At 66.8% G+C, this 22,888-nt stretch carries 23 protein-coding genes; 12 read left to right on the top strand and 11 right to left on the bottom strand.

What is annotated here, in order from left to right:
• Positions 1-47: 47 nt before the first annotated feature.
• Positions 48-443, top strand: coding sequence for a universal stress protein (locus C442_RS16730; RefSeq protein ID WP_008312541.1), 396 nt, complete (start codon positions 48-50; stop codon positions 441-443).
• 56 nt (positions 444-499) lie between these two features.
• Here C442_RS16730 and psmB read toward each other — a convergent pair whose 3' ends face one another.
• The 3 genes from psmB to pth2 form a co-directional block, all read right to left on the bottom strand.
• Positions 500-1,192 (bottom strand): archaeal proteasome endopeptidase complex subunit beta, encoded by a 693-nt coding sequence (gene psmB, locus C442_RS16725; protein WP_008312540.1) that lies wholly within the window; start codon positions 1,190-1,192, stop codon positions 500-502.
• A complete protein-coding gene (gene psmA / locus C442_RS16720) occupies positions 1,192-1,926 on the bottom strand; it encodes an archaeal proteasome endopeptidase complex subunit alpha (RefSeq protein WP_008312539.1) in 735 nt (244 codons plus the stop codon). The genes psmB and psmA overlap by 1 nt, the downstream gene beginning before the upstream one ends.
• Positions 1,927-1,995: 69 nt before the next feature.
• Complete coding sequence (gene pth2 / locus C442_RS16715; protein ID WP_004591375.1) at positions 1,996-2,334, bottom strand: peptidyl-tRNA hydrolase Pth2; 339 nt, start codon at positions 2,332-2,334, stop codon at positions 1,996-1,998.
• 98 nt (positions 2,335-2,432) lie between these two features.
• Between pth2 and C442_RS16710 the strand changes: the two genes are divergently transcribed.
• From C442_RS16710 to C442_RS16695, 4 genes are read left to right on the top strand one after another with little or no spacing between them, the layout of a single operon-like run.
• Positions 2,433-3,155 carry a Yip1 family protein gene (locus C442_RS16710; RefSeq protein WP_239642330.1) on the top strand — a complete coding sequence of 241 codons (723 nt, stop codon included), beginning with the start codon at positions 2,433-2,435 and terminating at the stop codon, positions 3,153-3,155.
• A gap of 41 nt (positions 3,156-3,196) precedes the next feature.
• Positions 3,197-3,784: a dCTP deaminase gene (gene dcd, locus C442_RS16705; RefSeq protein WP_008312536.1), complete on the top strand. Its 588-nt coding sequence runs from the start codon at positions 3,197-3,199 to the stop codon at positions 3,782-3,784.
• A complete protein-coding gene (locus C442_RS16700) occupies positions 3,784-4,680 on the top strand; it encodes a thiamine-phosphate synthase family protein (protein WP_008312534.1) in 897 nt (298 codons plus the stop codon). Before dcd ends, C442_RS16700 begins: the two co-directional genes overlap by 1 nt.
• Complete coding sequence (locus C442_RS16695) at positions 4,677-5,327, top strand: class I SAM-dependent methyltransferase (RefSeq protein WP_008312532.1); 651 nt, start codon at positions 4,677-4,679, stop codon at positions 5,325-5,327. Before C442_RS16700 ends, C442_RS16695 begins: the two co-directional genes overlap by 4 nt.
• A gap of 83 nt (positions 5,328-5,410) precedes the next feature.
• On the opposite strand, the gene C442_RS16690 is transcribed toward C442_RS16695, so the two are convergent.
• Together C442_RS16690 and C442_RS16685 are read right to left on the bottom strand one after the other, a co-directional pair.
• A complete protein-coding gene (locus C442_RS16690; RefSeq protein WP_008312530.1) occupies positions 5,411-6,283 on the bottom strand; it encodes an ABC transporter permease in 873 nt (290 codons plus the stop codon).
• Positions 6,280-7,347, bottom strand: coding sequence for an ABC transporter ATP-binding protein (locus C442_RS16685; protein ID WP_008312528.1), 1,068 nt, complete (start codon positions 7,345-7,347; stop codon positions 6,280-6,282). The genes C442_RS16690 and C442_RS16685 overlap by 4 nt, the downstream gene beginning before the upstream one ends.
• 89 nt (positions 7,348-7,436) lie before the next feature.
• Here C442_RS16685 and C442_RS16680 point away from each other — a divergent pair, with 89 nt between their 5' ends.
• The gene (locus C442_RS16680; RefSeq protein ID WP_239642329.1) at positions 7,437-8,111 is read left to right on the top strand and encodes a helix-turn-helix domain-containing protein; all 675 of its coding nucleotides are present in this window, start codon (positions 7,437-7,439) and stop codon (positions 8,109-8,111) included.
• On the opposite strand, the gene C442_RS16675 is transcribed toward C442_RS16680, so the two are convergent.
• From C442_RS16675 to C442_RS16665, 3 genes are all read right to left on the bottom strand, one after another.
• The gene (locus tag C442_RS16675; RefSeq protein WP_008312524.1) at positions 8,108-8,869 is read right to left on the bottom strand and encodes a DUF7001 family protein; all 762 of its coding nucleotides are present in this window, start codon (positions 8,867-8,869) and stop codon (positions 8,108-8,110) included. The genes C442_RS16680 and C442_RS16675 overlap by 4 nt on opposite strands.
• A 188-nt stretch (positions 8,870-9,057) precedes the next feature.
• Entirely contained in the window at positions 9,058-9,546 is a 489-nt protein-coding gene (locus tag C442_RS16670; RefSeq protein WP_008312521.1) for an HTH domain-containing protein, read from the bottom strand.
• A gap of 128 nt (positions 9,547-9,674) precedes the next feature.
• On the bottom strand, positions 9,675-10,610 hold the full coding sequence (locus tag C442_RS16665) for a sulfide-dependent adenosine diphosphate thiazole synthase (RefSeq protein ID WP_008312519.1): 936 nt from the start codon (positions 10,608-10,610) through the stop codon (positions 9,675-9,677).
• Positions 10,611-10,765: 155 nt separating this feature from the next.
• Here C442_RS16665 and C442_RS16660 point away from each other — a divergent pair, with 155 nt between their 5' ends.
• A complete protein-coding gene (locus C442_RS16660) occupies positions 10,766-12,187 on the top strand; it encodes a YjiH family protein (protein WP_008312516.1) in 1,422 nt (473 codons plus the stop codon).
• Here C442_RS16660 and C442_RS16655 read toward each other — a convergent pair.
• Positions 12,182-12,826 carry a helix-turn-helix domain-containing protein gene (locus C442_RS16655; protein WP_008312514.1) on the bottom strand — a complete coding sequence of 215 codons (645 nt, stop codon included), beginning with the start codon at positions 12,824-12,826 and terminating at the stop codon, positions 12,182-12,184. The genes C442_RS16660 and C442_RS16655 overlap by 6 nt on opposite strands.
• Positions 12,827-12,907: 81 nt before the next feature.
• On the opposite strand from C442_RS16655, the gene hutU reads away from it, so the two are divergent.
• From hutU to hutH, 4 genes are read left to right on the top strand one after another with little or no spacing between them, the layout of a single operon-like run.
• Positions 12,908-14,656 (top strand): urocanate hydratase, encoded by a 1,749-nt coding sequence (gene hutU / locus C442_RS16650; protein ID WP_008312512.1) that lies wholly within the window; start codon positions 12,908-12,910, stop codon positions 14,654-14,656.
• Complete coding sequence (gene hutG, locus C442_RS16645; RefSeq protein WP_008312510.1) at positions 14,653-15,576, top strand: formimidoylglutamase; 924 nt, start codon at positions 14,653-14,655, stop codon at positions 15,574-15,576. Before hutU ends, hutG begins: the two co-directional genes overlap by 4 nt.
• A complete protein-coding gene (hutI, locus tag C442_RS16640; RefSeq protein ID WP_008312507.1) occupies positions 15,573-16,835 on the top strand; it encodes an imidazolonepropionase in 1,263 nt (420 codons plus the stop codon). The genes hutG and hutI overlap by 4 nt, the downstream gene beginning before the upstream one ends.
• Entirely contained in the window at positions 16,832-18,406 is a 1,575-nt protein-coding gene (hutH, locus tag C442_RS16635) for a histidine ammonia-lyase (RefSeq protein ID WP_008312505.1), read from the top strand. The genes hutI and hutH overlap by 4 nt, the downstream gene beginning before the upstream one ends.
• A 7-nt stretch (positions 18,407-18,413) precedes the next feature.
• Here the strand turns inward: hutH and C442_RS16630 are convergent, their stop codons facing one another.
• Both C442_RS16630 and C442_RS16625 read right to left on the bottom strand, forming a co-directional pair.
• Positions 18,414-20,966: an AAA family ATPase gene (locus C442_RS16630; protein WP_008312503.1), complete on the bottom strand. Its 2,553-nt coding sequence runs from the start codon at positions 20,964-20,966 to the stop codon at positions 18,414-18,416.
• The gene (locus C442_RS16625) at positions 20,963-21,712 is read right to left on the bottom strand and encodes a 4-phosphopantoate--beta-alanine ligase (protein WP_008312502.1); all 750 of its coding nucleotides are present in this window, start codon (positions 21,710-21,712) and stop codon (positions 20,963-20,965) included. Before C442_RS16625 ends, C442_RS16630 begins: the two co-directional genes overlap by 4 nt.
• 143 nt (positions 21,713-21,855) lie before the next feature.
• Here C442_RS16625 and C442_RS16620 point away from each other — a divergent pair, with 143 nt between their 5' ends.
• Entirely contained in the window at positions 21,856-22,767 is a 912-nt protein-coding gene (locus C442_RS16620) for a PhzF family phenazine biosynthesis protein (RefSeq protein WP_008312499.1), read from the top strand.
• Positions 22,768-22,888: the final 121 nt, after the last annotated feature.

Here is a 22,888-nt window from a genome sequence, read left to right as displayed (position 1 = left end):
GTGGTAACAAGACACATACTTATCATGATGGGTGAGGAACGTCGCATATGCAGACCTTCGTGCTCGCAACCAACTCCGAGACAGTCAGCCAGACACTGTGTTCGTACCTCGAAGGCGTCCTCGACCCGGACGACAGCGTGTACGCGGTCAACTCACAGCCGGGCGGAGACAGGACGCCACCGCATGCGGTTGCCGACGGGAAGGCCGCGCTCGAAGTCGTCTCGGATCGTCTGGGCGACGAGGTGTCCGTCGAGACCTACCAGATAATCCGGGGGAACAGCCCGGCTGAGGATATCTTCGACATCGCCGAGGAGGTCGATGCGGACGAACTCGTCATCGGCGTCCGCAAACGGAGCCAGACCGACCGCCTCATCTTCGGCAGCGTCGCCCAAAATATCATGCGACAGTCAGACTACCCGATGCGGGTCGTTCCGCGGGAGTGAGTAGCCACTGGCCGTTGGCAACTAACTGCAAAGAAACCGAAGCCGAGGCAGCCGAGTTATTCGGCCGACTCGTAGTCGTCGAAGGCGTCGATCTCGACGCCCTCGCCGGTGATTTCCGCGAGCACGACACCGTTGCCGGACCCGGTGTCACGCTCGGCCGCGGCGTTGACCGCGCGGATGGCCAGGTCGCGGGCCTCGCCGAGGCTCATCTCGGGGTCGTACTGCCCTTCGATGGTCCCCGTCGCGACCATCGTCCCGGAGCCAGTGACGGTGTAGTCATCTTCGAGCACGCCGCCAGCGGGGTCGACGCTGTAGACGTGGCTGCCCTCTTCGTCGACGCCACCGACGATGGGATTGATGGCGAAGTACGGGCCGCCGCGGGCGAAGTTACCCGCGAGCGTCGCCAGCGCGTGAATCGAGAGCGGTTCGTCGCGGCGGACCTCGTAGAGGTCGGCCTCGGCGCGCAGCGAGCGGATGAACGACTGGGCCCCGCCGACGCTGCCGACCAGCGTCATCGCGGCCGTCGGGTGGATCTGCTCGACCTTCTGGACCTGCTTGTTCGAGACGAAGCGGCCACCGAGGGAGGCGCGGCGGTCCGTCGCGATGACGACGCCGTTCTCCGTCGCGATGCCGACGGTCGTCGTCCCGGTCTTGACGACGTTCTCCTCGTCGCGGCCGCCATCCTCGTTCGGCAGAGTGCCGACCTCGGGTTCGTGGGCGTCGGTCAATCGGTTCTCGGGGTCGTACATCAGTTCTCACCTCCGAGTTCGAACTCTTCGAGGCGCTCGGCGATGTCCTCTTCCGAGAGCTTCTGGAACTGCTCGGTCTCCACGTCGATAGTGGCGATGTCGACGCCGGTCGCGTCGAGGCCGTCCTCGTTGACCGAGGCCAGCGCCCGGAGCGCGAGTTCGATGCCGGCTTCGAGGTCCATCTCCTCGGCGTACTCGTCTTCGAGGAACGTCTGGATGTCCTCGCGGGAGCCGCCGATGGCGACTGCCTGCCACTCGTAGGGCGTTCCCGAGGGGTCTGTCTCGAACAGCCGGGGTTCGCCGTCCTCGATACCGGCGACGAGTAGCGCCACACCGAACGGGCGTGCGCCGCCGGTCTGGGTGTACTGCTGGATGTAGTCCGTAATCTCCTTCGTCAGCGACTCGACGGAGGCGGGCTCGTCGTAGCGCAGGCGGTTGACCTGGGCCTGGCGACGGGCTACGTCGATGAGCTGGCGCGCGTCGGCCACATGGCCCGCGCTGGCGACGCCGACGTGGGAGTCGATCTCGTGGATCTTCTCGATGCTGTCGCGCTCGATGAGCGGCGACCGGGCGTGGCGGTCCGCAGCGATGACCACGCCGTCTTCGGTGCGGACACCAACGCTCGCGGTTCCGCGCTTGACGGCTTCTCGTGCGTACTCGACCTGATAGAGGCGTCCGTCCGGGGAGAAGATGGTTATCCCGCGGTCGTAGGCCTGTTGTTCGTTTCCTTGCATGATGTATCGTGTTGTTGTTCACCTGAGGTTAGGGTTGCTCTTATATAACCGTATCGCGGGCCGCTGCCCTCAGAACAGCGGCAGGTCGCCGGTGACGCGGTCCACCAGCTCGTCCTCGGCGGGGCCGACGGCGAGGGCCGTGACGGTCCCCGGATCGAGCTGTGTGTGGCCGGCGTCCCGGACGACCGCATGCGGCAGGCCTTCGCGCTCGGCCACGTCGGCGAGTTCGAACAGTTCGGACTCGCTGGTGGCCTTCAGGACGACTTTCTTCTGCCCCGCGCCTTTCCAGGCTTTGCGGGGTTTCGGGCCGGCGTCCTCGTAGGCCGACAGCGAGGCGTGGGCAACCTGGGCGGCGAGCTTGCCCTCGCCCATGCCGATGTCGGCCCGCGCGACGATAGCCTGCTTCATACGATTACATGGCCACCCGTACTTAAACGCCCGTCGGACTCCCTCCACGGTTGCACATACCACAGAGTACATACGCCGTGGCCGAGCACACCCCGGAGATGCCCTCCACCGTCCGAACGTTCCTCCTGCGACCGGGCGCGTTCTTCGAACAGCGACGTGACCGGCTGAACGGATACCGTGGCGGCGGCCTCGCTCTCGGCATCGCTGTCGTCGTCACAATCGTTCTCGGAGTCGCGTTCCGGCTGTTCGCTGACCAGTTCACCGGCACCGTCGAGCGAGACAACCCCGCACGGCCGCCGGAACGGCTGTGCGAAGACGGCGGCGTCGGCGGAATAACCGTGTCCGGCTGTGACGAACCGGCGACACAGACTGTCGAAGTCGGGTCGTTCATCTGGGACTACGCGACTAGGGCCCTTCCAAGACTGTTTTTCGGCTTGATTATCGCCTGGATCGGACTGATGATCGGGCTGTACGTCGGCGCAAAGCTAGCCGGCGGCTCCGGGCGGTTCGGCGAGACGGTAGAGATCACCGCCTGGGGACTGCTCCCGTCCGTTGTCGGCGTCGTCGCCGGTGGTACCGCACTCGTCTTCTTCGCCGCCAGCATCGACCTCTCCGCGTCCTCGCCGGAGCTGTTGCTCGAACAGGTTCGCCGTCTACAGAACGGGCTCTCCGGGCTCGTATTCCTGGCAATACAGGTCGGCACTGCAGCCTGGCAGGCGTACGTCTGGGCTGGCGGCCTCCGAGTCGTCCACGAGATCAGCAGATACGCCGCAGTCGCCGTCGCCGTCATCGCTGCGACGCTCCCCGTGATCGCCTCCTGAGAATCGAGGAGTTTAGGCTTCCGGCCGCACACGCCACTCTCATGATACTCTCAGATGCGGATATTCTCCGGCGGCTGGAGCAGGGTGACCTCGTCGTCGAACCGCTCGACGACCCGGACATCCAGATCCAGCCGGCCAGCGTCGACCTCCGTCTCGGCCGGGAGTTCCTGGAGTTCCAGCACGCCAACATCCCCTGTATCCACCCGAACTCCGAGGACGAAGTCGCCGACTACGTCGAGGAGACTGTCGTCGAAGAAGACGAGGAGTTCATCCTCCATCCCGGCGACTTCGTGCTGGGGACGACCCACGAGCGCGTCGCCATCCCCGACGACCTCATCGCCCACGTCGAAGGGCGCTCCTCGCTGGGCCGACTTGCGATTGTGGTACACGCAACGGCCGGCCTGTGTGACCCCGGCTACGAGGGTCAAATCACGCTGGAACTGTCGAACCTCGGCACCGCGCCCGTAGCGCTCACGCCCGGAATGCGGATCTCACAGCTCACTTTCACCGAACTCAAGACGCCCGCCGACCGGCCGTACGGAGCCGAGCGCGGCTCGAAGTACCAGGGCCAGTCCGGGCCGCAGGCGAGCAAGATACAGGGAGATAGAGAATTCGGAGGCGACCAATAGTGCGATTCATCGAGGAAATCGTCGTCGACGACTTCCTGCCGACGTTTCGCTCGCTGCTGGCCGACGCCCTCAGAGAGCGCGGACTGACACAGTCCGAAGTCGCCGACCTGCTGGGCATCAGCCAGAGCGCGGTGTCGAAGTACGTCCACGGCGACGTAGCGCGTCAGGAGGACTTGCTGGCCCATCGCGGGCTGGAGGAACTCGTCGAGCGACTGGCTGACGGGCTGGCCGACGGGGATATGAGCTCCGTTCAGGCGCTGGTCGAAACAGAGGTGTTCATCCGCGAACTCGAACAGGGCGGCGTCCTCGCGCAGTTACACGAGGAGGCCGTTCCGGAACTGGGCGACTACGACGACGAGTTCGCCGTCCACGACCCGGACTCGCAGCTGCGGTCGGCCGAGCGGACGCTCGCGTCGGTGCGGCGGGGGCTCAGCGTGCTGGAAAACACCAGCGGGTTCGCGACGCTCATCCCGGCGGTCGGGTCGAATCTCGTCCAGTGTCTCCCCGAGGCCGACAGCATCGAGGACGTGGCCGCTGTCCCGGGACGGATTCTCGACGTGAAGGGACGGGCAACGATTCCGGCGGACCCGGAGTTCGGCGTCAGCGAGCACGTCGCGACGCTGTTGCTGGCGGCGCGGGCCGCCGGCAGCGACGCCCGCGCGGTGTTGAACGTCCGGTACGACGACGGCGTCGTAGCTGCACTGCGAGATTCGGGCCGGACCGTGGTCGAGTTCGACGCCGAGGAGAGCGTCGAACCGGCCGTCGCGGCCGCGCTGGCTGACGACCCGGGGGCCGACGTGCTGTATCACACCGGCGCGATGGGTATCGAGCCGGTGGTGTACCTGCTCGGGGACGACGCTGTGTCGGTCGCTGAAACGGCACGCGAAATCCTGTGACAGACGCGCAGTCCTTCTACGGCCGGTGGGCGCGAGTGTACGACTGGGTAGCGAATGCCCCCGGCGTGGCGTCCTGGCGCGACCGGGGAGCGGACTCGCTGGCGCTCGCACCCGGCGATACCGTCGTCGAAATGGGCTGTGGGACCGGGGCGAACGTGCCGGTCCTCCGCGAGCGGGTCGGGCCGACGGGTCGGATCGTCGGCATCGATGTGACCCGAGCGATGCTCGACCGCGCACGCGAACGGCCCGCGAGAACCGGCGAGACCGTTCATTACGTGCAGGCCGACGCCGCCCGCCCGCCAGTTCGAGCGGCGGATGCCGTCCTGGCGACATTCGTTGCCGGTATCTTCGAAGACCCCGCTTCGGCCGTCGACGCGTGGTGTGACAGCGTTGGCCCGGGCGGCCGTGTCGCCCTGCTGAACTTCCAGCGAAGCCCCAGCGCTCTCGCCGCACCGTTGAACCTCGCGTTCGAGGGGTTCGTCCGCCTCTCCGCGCCGGGAACGCGCCTGTCCAGACAGTCACACGTCAGCGCGTTCGAGCGACGGGTGCGGGCGGCCCGCGAACGACTCACCGAGCGGACGGTTGCGCGCCGCTACGAGACGATGGCCGGCGGGTTCGTCGGCCTGCTCAGCGGGACCGTCGCGTAGCGCACGCGGGTTCCGGCGGGCACCGGGAGGGCCGAAACGCTTCCAGCGGATTCGGCGGGCGGAGAGGGGGCAGGGCGGCCCGGTCACGCCACCTCGGACCCCGTCGCACGGCCCATGAGCCAGACGGAGACGGCACCGAAGACGACATCGAGCGCACAGAGAACCGCGAGCGCCGGCACGAGGGTGTCGTAGACGCCGCCGAACGCCGTCACCTCGACGACTGTCAGCACGTCCCGACCGAGGACCAGCGCTCGAATCGCGTCGACGCCATAGGTGACCGGATTGACCGTGGCGACCACCTGCACCGACTCTGGCAGCGAGGACGCGGGGAGAAACGCCGAGGAGAGGAACAGTAGCGGGAACAGCAGGAGGTTCCCGACCGCGTCGAGCGTCTCCTCGTCCCGGGTCGCCACCGCGACGGCGTTCGAGAGCGCCATGTACCAGAGCGCGAAGAGGACACAGACGAGGGCGATGCCGAACAGCCCCACGAGTCCGGTCGCGACGGTGGCACCCATCGCCAGTCCGAGGCCGAAGATGACGAACACGTAACAGACGAGGCGGAACAGTTCGGCGGCGGCCTTGCCGGCGAAGACGGCGGTCCAGCGCATCGGCGAGACGGTCACCTTCTCGAACATCCCCGACTGGAGGTCCTCGACCAGTCCGAGGCCGGAGGAGAGCGACGACGACATCGACACCGGGACGACGGCCGCGGGGAGGACGAAGGGGAGGTAGCCGACGCCCTCGAATCCGGCCCGTTCGATAGCGAGAGTGCCGACGTCGCCGAAGACGGCCGTGAACATCAGCAGGGAGAACACCGCCATGAAGAGTTCGAGAAAGACGACGGTCGGATTCCGAATCGCCTTCCGGGTCCACCGCTTGAAATTGACCCAGATGTCTCCGACAAGGGAGTTTCCGGCCGACCGCGACGGGCCGGCGTCGACGCCCGCGGAACTCATCGTGTCCCTCCGGACGGCCCCGGCCCGGTTTCGCCGTCGTCCCCAGCGGTGAAGCCATCGGTTCGCCCGTCTGCGATGGCGAAGAAAACGTCGTCGAGCGTCGGTTCGTCCACGTCGAACCCGGTCACGGCAACGCCCGCCTCGCGGAGCGCAAGCAGGTAGTCCGTGCCGCGCTCGGCGGCGTCCGTCGTCGTCACCCGAACCGTGTCGTCGACGGTTTCGACCGTCGCGTCCGGACCGAAGCGCGTTCCCTCACGGGCCACGTCGGCCGCCGTTTCGGCGGTCTCACGGCCGCCGTCCACGTCGACTTCGAGGATCTGACCGCCGACGCGGCGCTTCAGTTCGGCGGGCGACCCCGTCGCGGCGATGCGGCCGTCCCGGAGGACCGCGACGCGGTCACAGAGCGCGTCGGCTTCTTCGAGATACTGGGTCGTGAGGAATATCGTGGTCCCCGTCTCGTTGAGCCGGCGGAAGTGGTCCCACAGGCGGTTTCGCGCCTTCGGGTCCATCCCCGTCGTCGGTTCGTCGAGGAAGACGAGGTCCGGGTCGTGGACGAGGGCCGTCACGGCGTCCAGTCGCTTCTTCATCCCGCCGGAGAACCGTTCAGCGGGTGTGTCGGCGACATCACCGAGGTCCGCGAGTTCGAGCAGTTCCTCGATTCGCTCTGCTCGCCGACCGCGCGGGACGCCGTAGGCCTCGCAGGCGAACGCGACGTTCTCTCGCGCGGTCAGTTCCGCGTCGACACTCACGTCCTGTGCCATGTATCCGATGGTCTCCCTGACCGCCGTCTGCGCCGCGGTCGCGTCGTGACCGTTGACGACGACTTCGCCCTCGGTCGGTTCCAGCAGCGTCGCCAACACCTTTACGGCGGTCGTCTTGCCAGCACCGTTCGGCCCGAGGAACCCGAAGAACTCGCCACGAGGGACGGTGAGCGACACGTCCCGGACGGCCGTCGTTCCGTCCGCGTAGGTGACGCGCAGGCCGTCGACGCGTATCGCCGCCGTCGAAGCGGCAGCCGACCGGTCGGGAGCGTTCGCGACACGTCGCTGTTTCGGTTTCGTCATCGCCGTCAGAGTGGTCGCTCGCCGGTACCGAGAGCGTTCTGTGACGTATGAGAGGTGGGTTTATGTGGCGGTTCCGGCACACATCGGACATGAAACACCTCCGGGTCACCGCTCGCATACCGCCCGACTACGCGCCGGAGTTCTTCGACCTGCTGGCGAACGACCCCGAAATCGAGGAGTCGCGCATCGTCGACTGGAACCGCACCCCCGAAGGGTGTGATACCGTGCTGTTCGCCATCGATGGTGACGCGACCCGGTTCGTCGACCACGCGCCCTCGACGCCCGGCGTCGAATCGGTGACGCTCTCGGGGGCCAAGCGGCGACGGACGTACGCACTCGTCGAGAATCGGCCGCTGTCGATGCCAATGTTCGACGCGATACACGACGCCAGCACTCGGCTCGGTATCGTCGTCCTCAAGCCGCTCATCTATCGCGACGGCACGGTCTCCTGTCGCGTGGTCGGCGAAGCGGGGCCGCTGCAGGATGCCCTCGACGACGCGCCAGCGCCCATCGACGTCCGGCTGGACAGCATCAGCGCCGTCAGCGACGGACTGGCGCGGCCGTCGTCCAGACTCAGCGAGCGTCAGCGCGAGGCCGTGAGGACGGCCCTCGCCCTGGGTTATTACGACCGGCCTCGCGGTGCGACTCACGAGGACGTGGCCGCCGAGCTGGGGTGTGCCCCCGCGACGGTCAGCGACCACCTCCAGCGCGCCGAGGCGAAACTCGTCCGCGCCGTCATGGACGACTTCGGTCCGACGGTCTAGCGCCGATAGCGCTCGGCGTGGCGGGGACAGAACTCGGGTTCACGCAGCTGCGCGGTGACGACGCCGGGCTGGCGGTGGGGATTGTGGAGCCGGCAGGTCTCCTCCTCACAGAATGCTTCGCCCGTGTCGAGGTAGTGGTACGCCTGCAGAACGTACCCCTTGATAGCGTCGGTCGTCCGCGGGTCGTCCTCGACGAGGAACTCGCCCTCGACTTCGTTTTCGAGCACTTCTCGGGGCGGTGCGCCACCCCCGAACAGGGCGTGTTTCTGCTGTTCCTTGTAGTACTGTTCGGGCTTTGCAGGGGCCTCGTACAGCCCCGGCACGGAGACGATAGCGGGCTGGCCCAGGACGGTCACGCGCTTGTGCCAGCGGCCGTCGTGGTCACCCCAGGTCCCGACGACGCGGTCCAGCAGCGGGACGTGAAGATGCTCCAGTGACCGCTCGTGCTCGGGGATTCGCTCGTGGAGCGCTCGCTGGACAGCCAGCCCGTCGTAGATGACGCCGCCGGCCCGCTCGGGTGATTCCAGTGCTCGCTCTTCGTAGCGAACGATCCCCAGCATCGTGTTCCCAGTCTCGCGGTCGTACGGCGAGAGCACCCGCGCCCGCGCGAACGACTCCGCCAGTTCCGAGTCGCCGTGTAGCGAGAGAAACCGGTCCCGGACTGAGACGGTGGCGTCGACCCGCGCATCGAGCCAGTCGGCGATGGCGTCGGCGTCGGCGACCGTCGTCGGAGCGCGGTACAGCGTGACGGACTCCATTGTATTAGCCAGTGGTATCGGTAAGTAATACCATTTACGTCTCGGGGAACTCCCACGAGAGATGAGCCGTCGGAGTGGAGAATCAGAGCAGGCTGCTTAGCGTGGTGCTCTCGGCTGGAAACGTCAACCACAGTTCAGTGCTATAGAGGACGCCGCCGGCGGACAGACCGAGCCGTTCGTGTGGAGAGTCACTGTTCCGGTTCGTGCGGGAGCGTCGTCGGGTCCGCAGTGAGCGCGTCGATGCAATCGGTGACGGACCACGTCGTCTCCCCGTCTGTACACGGATACACGCCGACCAGCTCGTCGTCCGCGTACACTGCGACGGCCAGCATCGGTAGCCGCAACACCTCCGTGCTCCCGCCGACCAGTAGCGACGACGTTCGCGTCTCGAACGGCGGTCGGAGACTCAGTCCCCGTTCGCTCGCCCACTGCTCGTACCGGTCGACAGTCGCCAGCACCTCCCCGTGCTCGCTCCGCTGTGAGACCGGAATTTCCTCGGGCCACGTCTGGACATCGAAATCCTCGATAACTCCGGTCGTGGCGAGTTCCGTGAACCGGTCGATGGCTGTCGTTCGAGGGCCACAGACCGGCCGCCGACTCCAGAGTTGGACCCCGATTTCGCTGTCGACTGACTCGTCAGCCCTGTGGTTGTCGCTCCGTTGCATCTCTTCAGACATTGGTTGTCAATCACTAACATCTCTGCACCACTATTGTTTAATTGTTTTCTTCAGTGAGATATTTCGGCCTGAATGGTCAGCTAAGCGGCCGAAAGGTAGTCGGTTAAAAACCGGGGCGTGGGAGGGTTTCAGTCGTCAGCAGGGGATGCGGCGTCGCGGCTCGTGACATCGACCGGTTCGGCGTCGACTTCCAGCTCGTCCAGCGCGACCTGCGCGGCGCGCTTGCCGGAGACGAGCATGGCCCCGAACGTCGGCCCCATACGCGGGAGGCCGTAGGTGGTCGCGGTCGCCATACCGGTGACGACGAGGCCGTCGTGGGCGAGGCCGGTGTGTTCGACGACGGCGTCCTCGCTCTCGCCGACCCACATAGAGTCGTGGCCGGGCGAGTCGTGGCCGGGTGCGCCGTAGGTGTCGTCGTCGGTCTGGTCCATCCCGCTGGCTTCGTCTTCGAGGCCCGGCGCGTTGAGGACGCCGCGCTCATCGAGTTTCTTGACCGCCATCGCGTCGTGGCCCGTCGCGTCGATGACGAGGTCGGCCTCGACCGCGATGGGGTCGACGCAGGTGATTTCCCGTGGCAGCGCGTGGACCGGCGTCCAGTTCATGACGATGCCACCGACGCGGTGGTCCTCGCGGATGACGATGTCGGTGAACTCCGTCATGTTCTGCATCTTCGCGCCGGCGTCGCAGGCGGCCTTGATGAGGCCGGAACACGCTTCGGGCCCGTTGGCGACGTAGAGGCCCTCGCTGTCCTTGGACTGCTTGTGGTCGACGTCGAGTTCGTCAAGCACTTGCTGGGCCGGGTCCCGAACGGTGACCTTGTTCATCAGGAAGCCGCCGAGCCAGAAGCCGCCGCCGAGGTAGTTGTTCTTCTCGACGACCATCACCTGCACGCCGCGCTCGGCGAGTTCCTTCGCGGCCATCAGTCCCGACGGGCCGCCGCCGACGATGATAACATCCGAGTCCGAGAAGTCCATGAACTCCTCGGTCCATTCCTGCCCGATTGCGCGTGTGACCTCTGCTTCGCCGACGTCGCTGAACTGTTCGAATGAATCGGAATCGCTCATACCACCTAGTGATATTCTTTGGTGGTACATAGTCGTTCTGATGGCCTCGTCTGTTTGCTGAATCTCGCGCACGGCCGCTGGCGTGGAAGCACTAATAAAAATGGTTCCACACGGTGGTTTCAGGACTAACTATCAAATGAGAGTATTGTGTGCTAATGTCTACCGAAACAGGCAGCACGTACACGGTCGACACTGAACCGGCGGCAAGAGACATCGACGATATCGACCTGCACGAATACGAAACGCGGCCGGTCCTGAAGTTCCTGATCGCGTTTCTCATCGGTGGGGTGTTCTTTCTTCTGCCGGTCCCGTACCAGGGCGAGGTAACAGTCCCGTTCGACATCGTCGTCAGCAACATAACCGGGGCGTTCCCGGACGTCGTCGGCGTCTACTCGCTGGGCATCATCCTCGCCGGCGGGATACTGACGACGCTCGCGATGACCGGTGACGGCGAGGTCGCGGGGTACAATCTGTCCTACTTCGAAACCTCTGGAGTCTTCTGGGCGCTCCGAGTCGCCGGCGTGCTCGTCGCGCCGGTGATGTTCTTCAAGCTCGGTCCCGAGTGGCTCCACACACCCAGCACCGGCGGGCTGATGTGGGGAACGCTGGTGTACAGCGTCGGCGTCATCATCCCCATCGGGGCCATCTTCATCACGATCTTCGTCGAACTCGGCGGGCTGGAGTTCGTCGGAACGCTTGCGAGACCGATAATGCGCCCGTTGTTCAAGGTCCCGGGACGGGCCGCACTGGACAGTCTCGCATCGTGGGTCGGCTCCTACAGCGTCGGTCTCTACGTCACCCGCAATGTCTTCGAAGACGGCGGCTACCACAAACGCGACGTGTTTACCATCGCGACGTGCTTTTCGACGGTGTCAATCGGCTTCGTCGGCGTCGTCGCCGCCACGCTCGAGATGCTCCCGAAGTTCCCGCTCATCTTCGGGGCGTACTTCTTCTGTGTCGTCGTCACCGGCGTGATTCTGGTCCGGGTGCCGCCCATCTCCAGGATTCCCGAGGAGTACATCGCTGAACCCGACCCGGAACTCGCCTTCTCCGGGACGCCGTCGGATTACGTCCGGCTGGCGGTCAGCGAGGCCGTCGGCAAGGCCAAGGACGGCGAGACGTTCGCACAGGCAGCCAAGCGGGGCTTCGTCGACGGCCTGAAACTCACCAGTCTCATCCTGGGAACCATCCTCGCTGTTGGACTCGCCGCGACGCTGCTCTCGGCACACACCCCAGTCTTCGACATCCTCGGTCGCCCGCTGACGCCGGTCATCGCTGCGCTCGGAATCCCGAACGCAGAGGTCGTTGCGCCGGCGACCATCGTCGGTATCACCGAGATGTACGTTCCCGTCCTGCTCGTGAGCGAGACCGCGACGAAGGCAAAGTTCTTCGTCGGCGTGCTGGCCGTCTCTCAGCTCATCTTCTTCTCCAGCGTCGGCCCGATGATGATGGACATGTTCAGTGACGTCCCCATCCGGTTTCGGGACCTCGTGGCGTTGTTCATCATGCGGACGGTGCTCCTCGTGCCACTCATCGCCGGTATTACTCACGCTCTCGCCGCGCTGGGCCTCCTATAGGTATTCGACCAGCGCTTCAGCCAGTTTCTTCTCCGCCCGCCGCAAGTGGTCCTCCGCGGTTCGGCGCTCCACGCCCACCTGCTCCGCAACAGCCGCTGTCGTCGTCTCGCGGGGCAGTTCGTAGTACCCCTGCTCGTACGCCGTCAGGAACACCTCACGCTGCCGCGGCGACAGATCGGGGAGCATAGCATCGACGGTCAAAAGCGGCGCGTCCGGCGTTACGGAAGTAATCTCACGTTTCGACTCGACGGTAACGTCGAACTGTCCTGCCAGGGACTGGTACACCCTGGCCAGTGCGTCGGGGCTGAGACCGAGTGCCCGGACGAGCTTGCCGCCGCTGGCGTATTTCAGCGGCGGGACGAGCAGACAGCCCTCGTTCGCCAGAAAGCGCTCGACGTTGTTGTCGAGCTGTGCTTTCAGACACTCCTCAGTGACCAGCACCTGCTCGTCGCCGTTTTCCAGCCGCTCACCGATACCGACGGTGGTGCGGACCTGTTCGATGACGTCCCCGACGTCTCCGCCGCTAACGTGCAGAAGGTCGCTGTGGTCGTTACACCACAGCTCGATGCGCGTGCCGGTCCCGTCGGTCGCCGCCTCGTAGGCCCCGTCGCCGTAGACGCGGAACAGTACCTCGTACATAGCTAGCGGTGCGCAAGGGTATATAAAAACAGTTCCGAACGGTGACGACCTGCTAACACGGTTCTCCACTAATGGTGTGGTATGGCACAGCAGTCTTCTCCAAACACCGACCACGACGTCGGGACGCCCTCGGAACAGTGGCGCGAGTACCAGGGTTCGCCCACCGGCACCGACATCGAGTGTGAAGGGTGGCGACAGGAGGCCGCGCTCCGAATGTTGAACAACAACCTCGACCCCGAAGTCGCCGAGAAGCCGGAGGAGCTGGTCGTGTACGGCGGGACCGGGCGTGCGGCCCGGTCGTGGGACGCCTACGATACTATCGTCGACGAACTCCGTGAACTCGGCGACACCGAAACCCTCCTCGTCCAGAGCGGCAAGCCGGTCGGCCGGTTCAAGACCCACGAGAAAGCCCCGCGCGTGCTCATCGCGAACTCGAACCTCGTCGGTAAGTGGGACACCTGGGAGCACTTTCACGAACTCGAAGCGAAGGGACAGATCATGTACGGCCAGATGACTGCCGGCTCGTGGGCCTACATCGGCACGCAGGGCATCATCCAGGGGACCTACGAGACGCTGGCCGCGCTCGCCCGGGAACACTACCCGGACAACGACGGGCTCTGCGGGAAGATTGTCGTCACCGGCGGCCTCGGGGGTATGGGCGGTGCGCAACCGCTCGCGGTGACGATGAACCACGGCGTCTGCATCGCGGCCGAAGTCGACGAGGACCGTATCGACCGGCGCATCGAAACCGGGTACTGTCAGGAGAAGACCGACGACCTCGCGACGGCCATCGAGCGCGCACAGGCGGCCGCGGCGAACGGTGAGCCCTACAGCGTCGGTGTCCACATGAACGCCGCCGACATGCTCGCGGAGATGTTGGACATGGGGTTCGTCCCCGATGTAGTGACCGACCAGACGAGCGCTCACGACGAACTCGAAGGGTACTACCCCGCTGGCTACACTGTCGAGGAAGCCGACCGACTCCGCGAGCGCGACCCCGAAACGTACGTCGCGGAGAGTCTCGATACGATGGAGCGCCACGTCGAGGGCATTCTGGAACTGCAGGACAGGGGTGCCATCGCTTTCGAGTACGGCAACAACATCCGCGGGCAGGTCGAGGACCAGCGCGACCTCGACACCGCGTTCGACTTCCCGGGATTCGTGCCCGCGTACATCCGCCCGCTGTTCTGTGAAGGCAAGGGGCCGTTCCGCTGGGCCGCGCTCTCGGGCGATCCCGCGGACATCCACCGGACAGACGACGCGGTCAAGGAGCTGTTCCCGGAGAAAGACGACCTCCATCGCTGGATAGACCTCGCCCAGGAGCAGGTATCCTTCCAGGGGCTTCCCTCGCGAGTGTGCTGGCTGGGGTACGCGACCGAGGACGGGCTGACCGAGCGCGCCCGCCTCGCGCTCCGCATCAACGAACTCGTCGCCGACGGCGAGATTACGGCACCCATCGTCGTCACGCGGGACCACCTAGATGCCGGGAGCGTCGCCTCGCCACACCGCGAAACGGAGGCGATGAAAGACGGGACTGACGCCGTCGCCGACTGGCCGATTCTGAACGCCCTGCTGAACTGCGCCGCCGGCGCAGACATCGTCAGCGTCCACGACGGCGGCGGCGTCGGCATCGGCAACTCCCTCCACACGAACAACCACGTCGTCCTCGACGGGTCGGACCTCGCGGCCGAGAAGGCCCGCCGCGTGTTCACGACCGATCCCGGGATGGGCGTCATTCGCCACGCCGACGCCGGCTACGAAATCGCACAGGAGATGGCCGACGAGAACGATGTCGCGGTCCCGATGCGTGACCGCAACCGCAACCAATGACCGACCTGACAGACCCGTCGCCGTGGACCGGCTCGTCCGGCGACCCGAACGACGAGCAGTTCGGTGACGTCGTCGAGACGGCCACGCTCGCGACCGCTGCCGAGTACGACGTGGTGCTGGTGGGCGAGCCGTACGACGGGGCCGTCATCGGACGGCCGGGCGCGCGTGCCGGCCCAGCGGCTCTCCGACGCGAACTCGGCGGAACGAAGACACACCACATCGAACGCGGACCGGTCCGCTCAGTCGCCGACCTCGGCGACATCGAGATTCCGGCCGGCGGCGTCGAACGGGTCCAGAGCGCTGTCCGCTCGATGACGGCCGAGATTCACGCAACGGGCGCAGTGCCGGTGTTTCTCGGTGGCGATAACTCGCTGACGTTCCCGAACGCCGCGCCGCTGTTGGCTCACGAAACGGTCGGCGCAGTCAGCTTCGACGCCCACCTCGATTGCCGCGCCGTTCGGGACGAGCCGACGAGCGGGACGCCGTACCGGCAGCTCCACGATGCGGGCCTCGACGCGCTGGCCGTCGTCGGCGCGCGCCACTTCGAAACCTCGACCGCGTACCACGACTACCTCGCCGAGCAGGGCGGGACAGTCCTGCCGCCGGCGTCGGTGGCCGGTGACCCCGCCGGCGCGGTGGACGACGCTCTCGACGCGCTCGGCGACGTGGACGCCGTCTACGTGAGTCTGGACCTCGACGTGCTCGACGCCGCAGCCGCGCCGGGCGTGAGCGCGCCGACGCCGGGCGGCCTCTCGACGCGGGAACTGTTCGGGATGCTGGGCCGCATCGCGTCCGACGACCGTATCGCCGGCTTCGAGGTGGTCGAGTGCGCGCCGCCACTGGACGCCGGGGACCGGACCGCCCGCGCCGGGGCCCGCGCCGTCGCACACTTCCTCAGCGGCCTGGGAGGGAGCCGATGACAGCCCTCGATGCGGTGGTCTACGGCGCGGCTGAACTCGTCGCAGGCCCAGCGGCGGACGACCGTGGTCTGGAGACCTACGCGGACGGTGCAGTCGCCATCGTGGACGGCACGGTCGCCGCTGTCGGTCCGACGGCGGACGTAACCGCCGAGTACCCGCCGGAGAACGCCAACCACGCTGTCGACGCCGATGGTCAGGCCGTCGTTCCGGGCTTCGTCGACCCCCACACCCACGCGCTGTTCGCCGGCGACCGCTCGGACGAGTTCGCCGCCAAACTGCGCGGGAAGTCCTATCAGGACATCCTCGCCGAAGGCGGCGGCATCCTCAGAACGGTCCGAGCGGTCAGGGAAGCCGACGAGGAAACGCTGCTGTCGAACCTGCTGGCACATCTCGACACCATGCTCGCTCACGGGACGACGACAGTCGAGGTGAAGTCCGGCTACGGACTCGACACGGAGACGGAGCTACGGATGCTCCGGGTTATCGACAGCGCCGACGACATCCATCCCGTCGACGTGGTCCCGACGTTCATGGGCGCACACGCTGTTCCCGAGGGGTGGGACGCCGACGACTACACCGCGGCGGTCGTCGACGAGCAGCTTCCGGCTGTCGAATCACAGGGTATCGCCGAGTTCTGCGACGTGTTCTGCGAGGAAGGGGTCTTCTCGGTCTCGCAGTCCCGACGGGTCCTCGAAGCAGGCGCGGCCGCCGGGCTGACGCCGAAGGTCCACGCCGAGGAACTGGCTCACATCGGCGGGACGCAGTTGGCGGCGGACGTGGGCGCGGCCAGTGCCGACCACCTCCTGCACGCGACCGGCGAAGACATCGACGCGCTTGTCGACGCTGCCGTGACGCCGGTGTTGCTCCCCGGAACGGCGTTCGGCCTCGGCGCAGCGTACGCGGACGCGACGGCGTTCCGCGACCGGGGCGCGTCTGTCGCGGTAGCGACGGATTTCAATCCGAACTGCCACAGTCACAGCATGGGCTTTGCGCTGTCGCTGGCCTGCGTCGAGATGGGACTGACACCGGCCGAAGCGCTGGTCGCTGGAACGAAACACGCCGCGCTCGCGCTGGACAGGGCCGATGGGCTGGGGACGCTCCGTGAGGGTGCACCCGGTGACGTCGCCGTCCTTGCCGCGCCGAGTCACGTCCACATTCCCTACCAGTACGGGACCAACGTCGTCGACACCGTCCTGAAAGGCGGCTCGGTCGTCAGCACCCCAACGCATGAGTCATACGCCCGGGATATGCAACCATGACCGCCGAAGTTGTCCTCGACGGCGAGTCGCTCACGCCCGCCGAGGTGGTCGCTGTCGCCCGGAACGGCGCGACCGTCACGGTTGCCGAAACCGCCCGCGAACGAATCCGTGAGTCCCGCGAGCGCGTCGAGAGCGTGCTGGACAGCGGCGAGGCGGTGTACGGCGTCACCACTGGCTTCGGCGACCTCGTCGACGAGCGCATCCCGCGCGAGGACCTCGACGACCTCCAGCGGAACCTCCTCCGGAGCCACGCCGCCGCCGTCGGCCGGGAGTTGACGACCGAGGAAGTCCGAGCGATGATGGTCGCGCGGGCGAGCACGCTGGCGAAGGGGTATTCGGGCATCCGCGAATCCGTCGTCGAGTTGCTGGTAGCGATGCTCGATTCGGGCGTCCACCCAGTCGTCCCGTCGCGGGGCAGTCTCGGCGCGAGCGGCGACCTCGCCCCGCTCGCCCACATGTCGCTGGTACTTATCGGCGAGGGGGAAGCCGAGTTCGAGGGGGACCGACTCCCCGGCGACGAGGCGCTCGACGCGGCCGGCCTCGAACCGGTGACGCTCCGGGCCAAGGAGGGGTTGGCGCTCATCAACGGGACGCAACTGACCGTCGGCGTGGCCGCGCTACTCCTCGCCGACGCGGAACGGCTGGTCACCGCAGCCGACGTCGCCGGCGCGCTCACGACGGAGGTGACCCTCTCCTCGACGGTGCCGTCCCACGAAGCCATCACCGACGTTCGGCCCCACACAGGTCAGGCCGCGAGTGCGCGAAACGTCCGGCGGCTGACGACCGACTCCGACGTGGTCGAGTCCCACCGAAACTGCGACCGCGTGCAGGACGCCTATGCGATGCGCTGCCTGCCGCAGGTCCACGGCGCAGTCCGTGACGCCGTCGCCCACCTCCGGGAGGCCGTCGAGGTGGAACTCAACAGCGCGACCGATAATCCGCTGGTGTTCCCCCGTGAGGCGGTGGGGGACCGGGCCTCCGGCTCCGACAGCGCGGGCGTGCTGTCCGGCGGGAACTTCCACGGCGCGGTGCTTGCCATGCGCCTCGACTATCTGACGAACGCGCTCACCGAACTCGCGGCCATCTCGGAGCGCCGGACCGACAGAATGCTCAATCCGAATCTGCAGGAGCCACACCTCCCGCCGTTTCTCACCGAGCGAAGCGGCGTCCGCTCGGGCTACATGATCGCACAGTACACCGCTGCCGCACTGTTGAACGAATGTCGGTCCTTCGGCCGGCCCTCGATGGACAACACGCCCGTCAGTGGCAATCAGGAGGACCACGTCAGCATGAGCGCGCAGTCGGCCTATCTGGCCCGAAACGCAGCCCGAAACGCCGCCGCGATTCTCGGCGTCGAGCTGTGCTGTGGGGCGCAAGCCGCCGACTTCGTCGACGACGCCCTCGAACTGGGCGTCGGGTCGGCCGAGGCCTACGACGCCGTCCGTGCAGTGGTCCCGAAGCTGACGGCGGACCGACCCATTCACGAGGACATCGAGGCCGCGGGCGCACTCGTCGAGTCGCCGGCCTTCACCGAGCGGGTTGCTGCGGCGCTCGATGAGGAGCTGGAGTGACCCGGCCTCAGGACCCGAGCCCAAGGTCTGCGGTCCCTTCAGCCCCCTGATAACGCTCCCGGTCGTCCCAGTCGGCGATGCTCGAATGCGTTTCCCAGACGGCGGTTTCAAGATGCGCCTGTGTTATCTCCGAGCCGTCTCGCAGGGCGTGCCGCGCCGCGTCCTCGGCGACGAGCTCGAGGTCGCTGGCGGCGTAGCCAGCCGTCGGCTCAATGATGGCGTCCCAGTCGATATCACCGGCGACAGGCCGGTCCTGCAGGTGGATCTCCAGAATCTGCTTGCGGGCCTCGGCGTCCGGCGGTGGCACCTCCACGCGCTCGTCGAAGCGGCCCGAGCGCCGCAGCGCCGCGTCGATGTCCTCGACGAAGTTCGTCGCCGCGACCACGACGATGTCGTCGGCCGCCGCGCCTTCGAGTTCGGTGAGCAGTTGGTTGACCAGTTGCTGCTCGCTCGTGTTCATCGAGCCGCGCCGCGAACCCGCGATACCGTCGATTTCGTCGATGAACAGCACGCAGGGGGCGTTCGCGCGGGCCACCTCGAACACCTCGGCGACGTTGCGGGCCGGCTCGCCCATCCACTTGCTGGTCACGTCCGCGGGGCTGATTTCGACGAAACTGTGGCCGAGTTCTCCCGCGAGAGCGCCGGCGAGGTGGGTCTTCCCGCAGCCGGGCGGGCCGTACAGCAGCAGGCCGGAAAGCACGTCGATGCCGTACGCTTCGTATTCCTCGGCGTTCTCAAGCGGGTCGAGGACCGTGTCTTCGAGGCGGTCCTTCAGTTCGCCCATCCCGCCCACGCCGCTGAAGTCGCGACCCGGGTCGGTTTCGACGAGCGAACTGGCCTGCAGGTCGACGCCGTCGGGCTGGACGACGCCGTTCTCGGCGACCATCTCGGGGTCGACCCAGTCCGGGATGCTGGTGTCGGTTTCAGTGGCGGCCTGCATGAGATGGTCCGTCCCGATTGCGTCGTCCGCCCGTAACGCCTTGCGGGCTGCGTCCTCGGCGAGGAGTTCGATGTCGCTGGCCGCGAAGCCGGCCGTCTCCTCGACCACGGGGTCGAGGTCGATGTCGGCCGCCGTCGGCCGGCCGGCGAGGTGAATTTCCAGGATCTGCGTTCGCGCCGCGGGGTCCGGCGGCGGGACCTCCACGCGCTCGTCGAACCGCCCCGAGCGGCGGATGGCGTCGTCCACGTCCTCGACGAGATTCGTCGCGCCCAGCACGACCACGTCCTCGTCGGCGATCCCTTCGAGTTCGGTGAGCAGCTGATTGACCAACTGCTGCTCGCTGCTGTTCATGTTGCTATCGCCGTCACGCGCGCCAGCGATGCCGTCGATTTCGTCGATGAAGAGGATACAGGGCGCGTTCGCGCGGGCGATCTGGAACAGCTCCTCGACCTTCTGTGCGGGTTCGCCCATGTACTTGCTGGTCACGTCGGCAGGCGTGACCTCGATGAAGGCGTGGTCGACTTCGCCCGCGAGCGCACCCGCGACGTGTGTCTTCCCACAGCCGGGCGGCCCGTGCAGCAGGACGCCGTTGACGACGCCGATGCCGTACTCCTCGAAGGCACTCGGGTCCTGCAAGGGCCTGACGACCTTGTGGTTGAGCGTCTCCAGAAGCTCGGACATCCCGCCCACGTCGGCGAAGCTCCGGGACGGGTTCGGGTCGACTAGCCCGTCGGCCTGCATGTCGACGCCGTCGGGCTGGACAACCGAGCCGTCGTCCGACGGTCGCTCGCGGTTTATCGAGGGCGCGCCGTCGTTGCTGTCGGAGCCGGAATCGCCGCCTGTCCCGGCCGGGCCGGATTCGTCGGACTGCTCGATCCGCTCTCGGATGTTCCGTTCCAGCCGGTCGGGGTTGACCTCGTAGCCGTACTCGGCCAGCCGGCGGGGCTCGGCGCTGAGGAACTCCGCGAGCCAGCCGTGGCGTTTCAGGTCCTCGGTCGGGGCGTCCGGGTCCCGGAACGTGACGAGCTTGACGTCCGAGCTATCCGGCGAGTGGTACTCGGCCAGCCAGAACGGGAGATACAGGCGGTCGACGGCGGTCACGCCGTCGAAGCCGTCCGGATCGAAATCCCCGGGCAGCCCGTACGAATCACGGAGCTTCCGGAGGAAGACGTTGGCCGCGCCCGCGGCACTGTCGTGGCGCTGCTCGCGGTACTCCGCGACGCGCTGTGGTAGCAGCGACCGAGCGTCGTCGTCGGTGACCTGGAACTGCATCAAGACAGAGCGGCCAAGCGCCGGGTCGCTGCGGCCGAAGTCGTAATCGCCCGTCGGCCGGCGGACCACCGCGTCGGTGTCGTCGACGTACTGCGAGACGGCCCGGTCGTTGTCCGCCCAGAGACCGTCGAGAAACGCCGTCTCGGACTTCGTCGTCGTGCCGAACAGCTTCCCCTCGCCGGTCTCGTACTCGTAGTCGACTTTGAACACCGGATAGAACACCCGGTGGAGCCGTTCGAGTTGCTCGGTATCGCCGAAGGCGGTCATTGTCCGCTGGTCGAGGGTTTCCCTGACGGTTTCCTCGTCGGGTATCCGCCGGTCGGCGTAGATGTACGGCGGCAGGCTCATTCGAGGTCGCCCTCCCGAATCGTCCGCTCGGCGGCAGTCAAGGCGCTGTCGGCGTCGAAGGTCTCGATGGCGTCCCGCTGGGCGTCCGGGTCACCACGGAGGTCCCGAGCGTGCTCGGTGATGGTCGGTATCGCGCGGATGATGTTGTCGATGATGGGCACCGTCGCCACCTCCGCCGAGCGGCTCTGGGGATTGAGGTCGATGACCAGTTCCGTCTTCCCCATCTCACCCAGCGCCTCGGCGCGGTCACCGTCCTCCAGCGGGACGAGCACCACGTCCGCCGCGCCGATGCCGTCGGCGTCGACCTTCGCGCGCTCGTGGTCGAGTCCGGGGATGCGCCCGTCAGCGGTGAGCCCCTTCACGTCCGTTGCCCCGTGCTCGCGGAGGTACTTGGCGATGGCCTCGATGCGCTCCTCGGTCCGGTTGAACAGGTTCACTTCGAGGTCTGCGCCGGTCACCTCGGCCAGTTCGACGAGTTCGCCGGGCACGAGGGCGGCGGCGTTGCCGTTGACCGAGACGACAGGGTGCTCGGCGGAGAGGAGGTGTGCCGCGGCGGCGCGCTCGGCGTCGTCGGCGCTGTCGATGGTGCGCTCGCCGAGCAGGTAGTCGAAGGCCTCGCCGCGGCCCTGGGCGATGAGACCCTGTCGGGAGGTGATGCCGCGGTCGACGCCCGCCTCGATCCGGTGGCGGGTCAGCAGCGACTCGTAGCGGGGGTGGCTTTCAGGGAGGTCAACGTCCTCGCTCATACGTTCCAGTGATAGCCCCCTGTACTAAAGTCGTCCGTCAGTAGCGCGTTGCCGTCGCCGTGGCGCCTTGGACGGGATCGACCGCCGGACAACTTCGACTAGCTCCGGAAAAGGTTATCTGCGGGTCAACACAACTCCGTGCCATGGATACCCGACAGGCGTTGCTTGTCGACGCGTTCGCCGCGGAGCCGACGGCGGGCACACCGACCGGCGTCGTCCCCGAGGCCGACGGACTGACCGACGACCAGATGCAGGCCGTCGCCAGCGAACTGGGGGCCACCGAGACGGCGTTCGTCCTGCCGGCGGCGGACGCCGACCGCCGGCTTCGCTGTTTCTCGCCGACCGAGGAACTGGACCGGGCTGAGACGGCGACGATTGCGGCTCACGCGGCGCTCTACGAGCGCGGCGAGATTGACGACGCCGAATGGACCGTTGCCACTGCCGGGGACGACATCGCCGTCGAAACCAAACCGAACGGGATGGTCTGGGTCGAGCAGGGCCGGACCGACATCACCGAGGTCGATATCCCCTACAGCGATGTCGCGGACGCGCTCGGACTCGACGCGGCCACGCTCAAGGACGTGGGTGCGGACCTCCCGCTCGTGACGGCCGACGCGAGTGAGTCGTGGCTCATGGTCCCGGTCAACTACTTCGAGCATCTGAGCAACATCGCCGTGGACGGGGCTGCCGTCGCCTCGCTCTGTGACCGCGCGGACGCAGTCGGCGTGTACCCGTTCACCTTCGACACCGTCGGCGGCGACGCAACGCGCCGGTCAACGTTCCACGGCCGAGCCTTCCGAGCGGGTGGCCGGACAGAAGAGCCGGTAAGCGCGGCAGCGTCGGGAGCCTGCGCGGCGTTCGTTCGTCGCTACGGGGCGCTCGATGACACCATCGAACAGATCATCGCCGAGGGCGGGCACTTCCGCGACCGGCCCGGGACGGTGTCGGTCGACACCGACGGGACCGAGGTGTGGGTCGGCGGTCGCGGCGTGACCGCATTGGACGGGACGGTCACTGTCCCTGCTGTTGACGACGACGATATTATCGAAGCGTGACCGTCCACACCGCACCGGCAGCCTGACCGCCTAATTCACTCGAAATCGAGTGAAGAGCGATCTCTCACTGGTTGCAACCGGAACATCCTTAATTGTCGTTGAAGATGGTACGAATGAGTCC

Source organism: Haloarcula amylolytica JCM 13557 (assembly GCF_000336615.1).
Classification (GTDB): Archaea; Halobacteriota; Halobacteria; order Halobacteriales; family Haloarculaceae; genus Haloarcula; species Haloarcula amylolytica.
Note: the sequence above shows the minus strand (reverse complement) of the source record. Positions and strands in the feature narration are given on the sequence as shown.

What these genes read in the sequence shown, in the direction of transcription:
- C442_RS16730 (WP_008312541.1), top strand. Translation starts at nt 48, where the DNA reads ATGCAGACCTTCGTGCTCGCAACCAACTCCGAGACAGTCAGCCAGACA.
- psmB (WP_008312540.1), bottom strand. Translation starts at nt 1,192, where the DNA reads ATGTACGACCCCGAGAACCGATTGACCGACGCCCACGAACCCGAGGTC.
- psmA (WP_008312539.1), bottom strand. Translation starts at nt 1,926, where the DNA reads ATGCAAGGAAACGAACAACAGGCCTACGACCGCGGGATAACCATCTTC.
- pth2 (WP_004591375.1), bottom strand. Translation starts at nt 2,334, where the DNA reads ATGAAGCAGGCTATCGTCGCGCGGGCCGACATCGGCATGGGCGAGGGC.
- C442_RS16710 (WP_239642330.1), top strand. Translation starts at nt 2,433, where the DNA reads ATGCCCTCCACCGTCCGAACGTTCCTCCTGCGACCGGGCGCGTTCTTC.
- dcd (WP_008312536.1), top strand. Translation starts at nt 3,197, where the DNA reads ATGATACTCTCAGATGCGGATATTCTCCGGCGGCTGGAGCAGGGTGAC.
- C442_RS16690 (WP_008312530.1), bottom strand. Translation starts at nt 6,283, where the DNA reads ATGAGTTCCGCGGGCGTCGACGCCGGCCCGTCGCGGTCGGCCGGAAAC.
- C442_RS16685 (WP_008312528.1), bottom strand. Translation starts at nt 7,347, where the DNA reads ATGACGAAACCGAAACAGCGACGTGTCGCGAACGCTCCCGACCGGTCG.
- C442_RS16680 (WP_239642329.1), top strand. Translation starts at nt 7,437, where the DNA reads ATGAAACACCTCCGGGTCACCGCTCGCATACCGCCCGACTACGCGCCG.
- C442_RS16675 (WP_008312524.1), bottom strand. Translation starts at nt 8,869, where the DNA reads ATGGAGTCCGTCACGCTGTACCGCGCTCCGACGACGGTCGCCGACGCC.
- C442_RS16670 (WP_008312521.1), bottom strand. Translation starts at nt 9,546, where the DNA reads ATGTCTGAAGAGATGCAACGGAGCGACAACCACAGGGCTGACGAGTCA.
- C442_RS16665 (WP_008312519.1), bottom strand. Translation starts at nt 10,610, where the DNA reads ATGAGCGATTCCGATTCATTCGAACAGTTCAGCGACGTCGGCGAAGCA.
- C442_RS16660 (WP_008312516.1), top strand. Translation starts at nt 10,766, where the DNA reads ATGTCTACCGAAACAGGCAGCACGTACACGGTCGACACTGAACCGGCG.
- C442_RS16655 (WP_008312514.1), bottom strand. Translation starts at nt 12,826, where the DNA reads ATGTACGAGGTACTGTTCCGCGTCTACGGCGACGGGGCCTACGAGGCG.
- hutU (WP_008312512.1), top strand. Translation starts at nt 12,908, where the DNA reads ATGGCACAGCAGTCTTCTCCAAACACCGACCACGACGTCGGGACGCCC.
- hutG (WP_008312510.1), top strand. Translation starts at nt 14,653, where the DNA reads ATGACCGACCTGACAGACCCGTCGCCGTGGACCGGCTCGTCCGGCGAC.
- hutI (WP_008312507.1), top strand. Translation starts at nt 15,573, where the DNA reads ATGACAGCCCTCGATGCGGTGGTCTACGGCGCGGCTGAACTCGTCGCA.
- hutH (WP_008312505.1), top strand. Translation starts at nt 16,832, where the DNA reads ATGACCGCCGAAGTTGTCCTCGACGGCGAGTCGCTCACGCCCGCCGAG.
- C442_RS16630 (WP_008312503.1), bottom strand. Translation starts at nt 20,966, where the DNA reads ATGAGCCTGCCGCCGTACATCTACGCCGACCGGCGGATACCCGACGAG.
- C442_RS16625 (WP_008312502.1), bottom strand. Translation starts at nt 21,712, where the DNA reads ATGAGCGAGGACGTTGACCTCCCTGAAAGCCACCCCCGCTACGAGTCG.
- C442_RS16620 (WP_008312499.1), top strand. Translation starts at nt 21,856, where the DNA reads ATGGATACCCGACAGGCGTTGCTTGTCGACGCGTTCGCCGCGGAGCCG.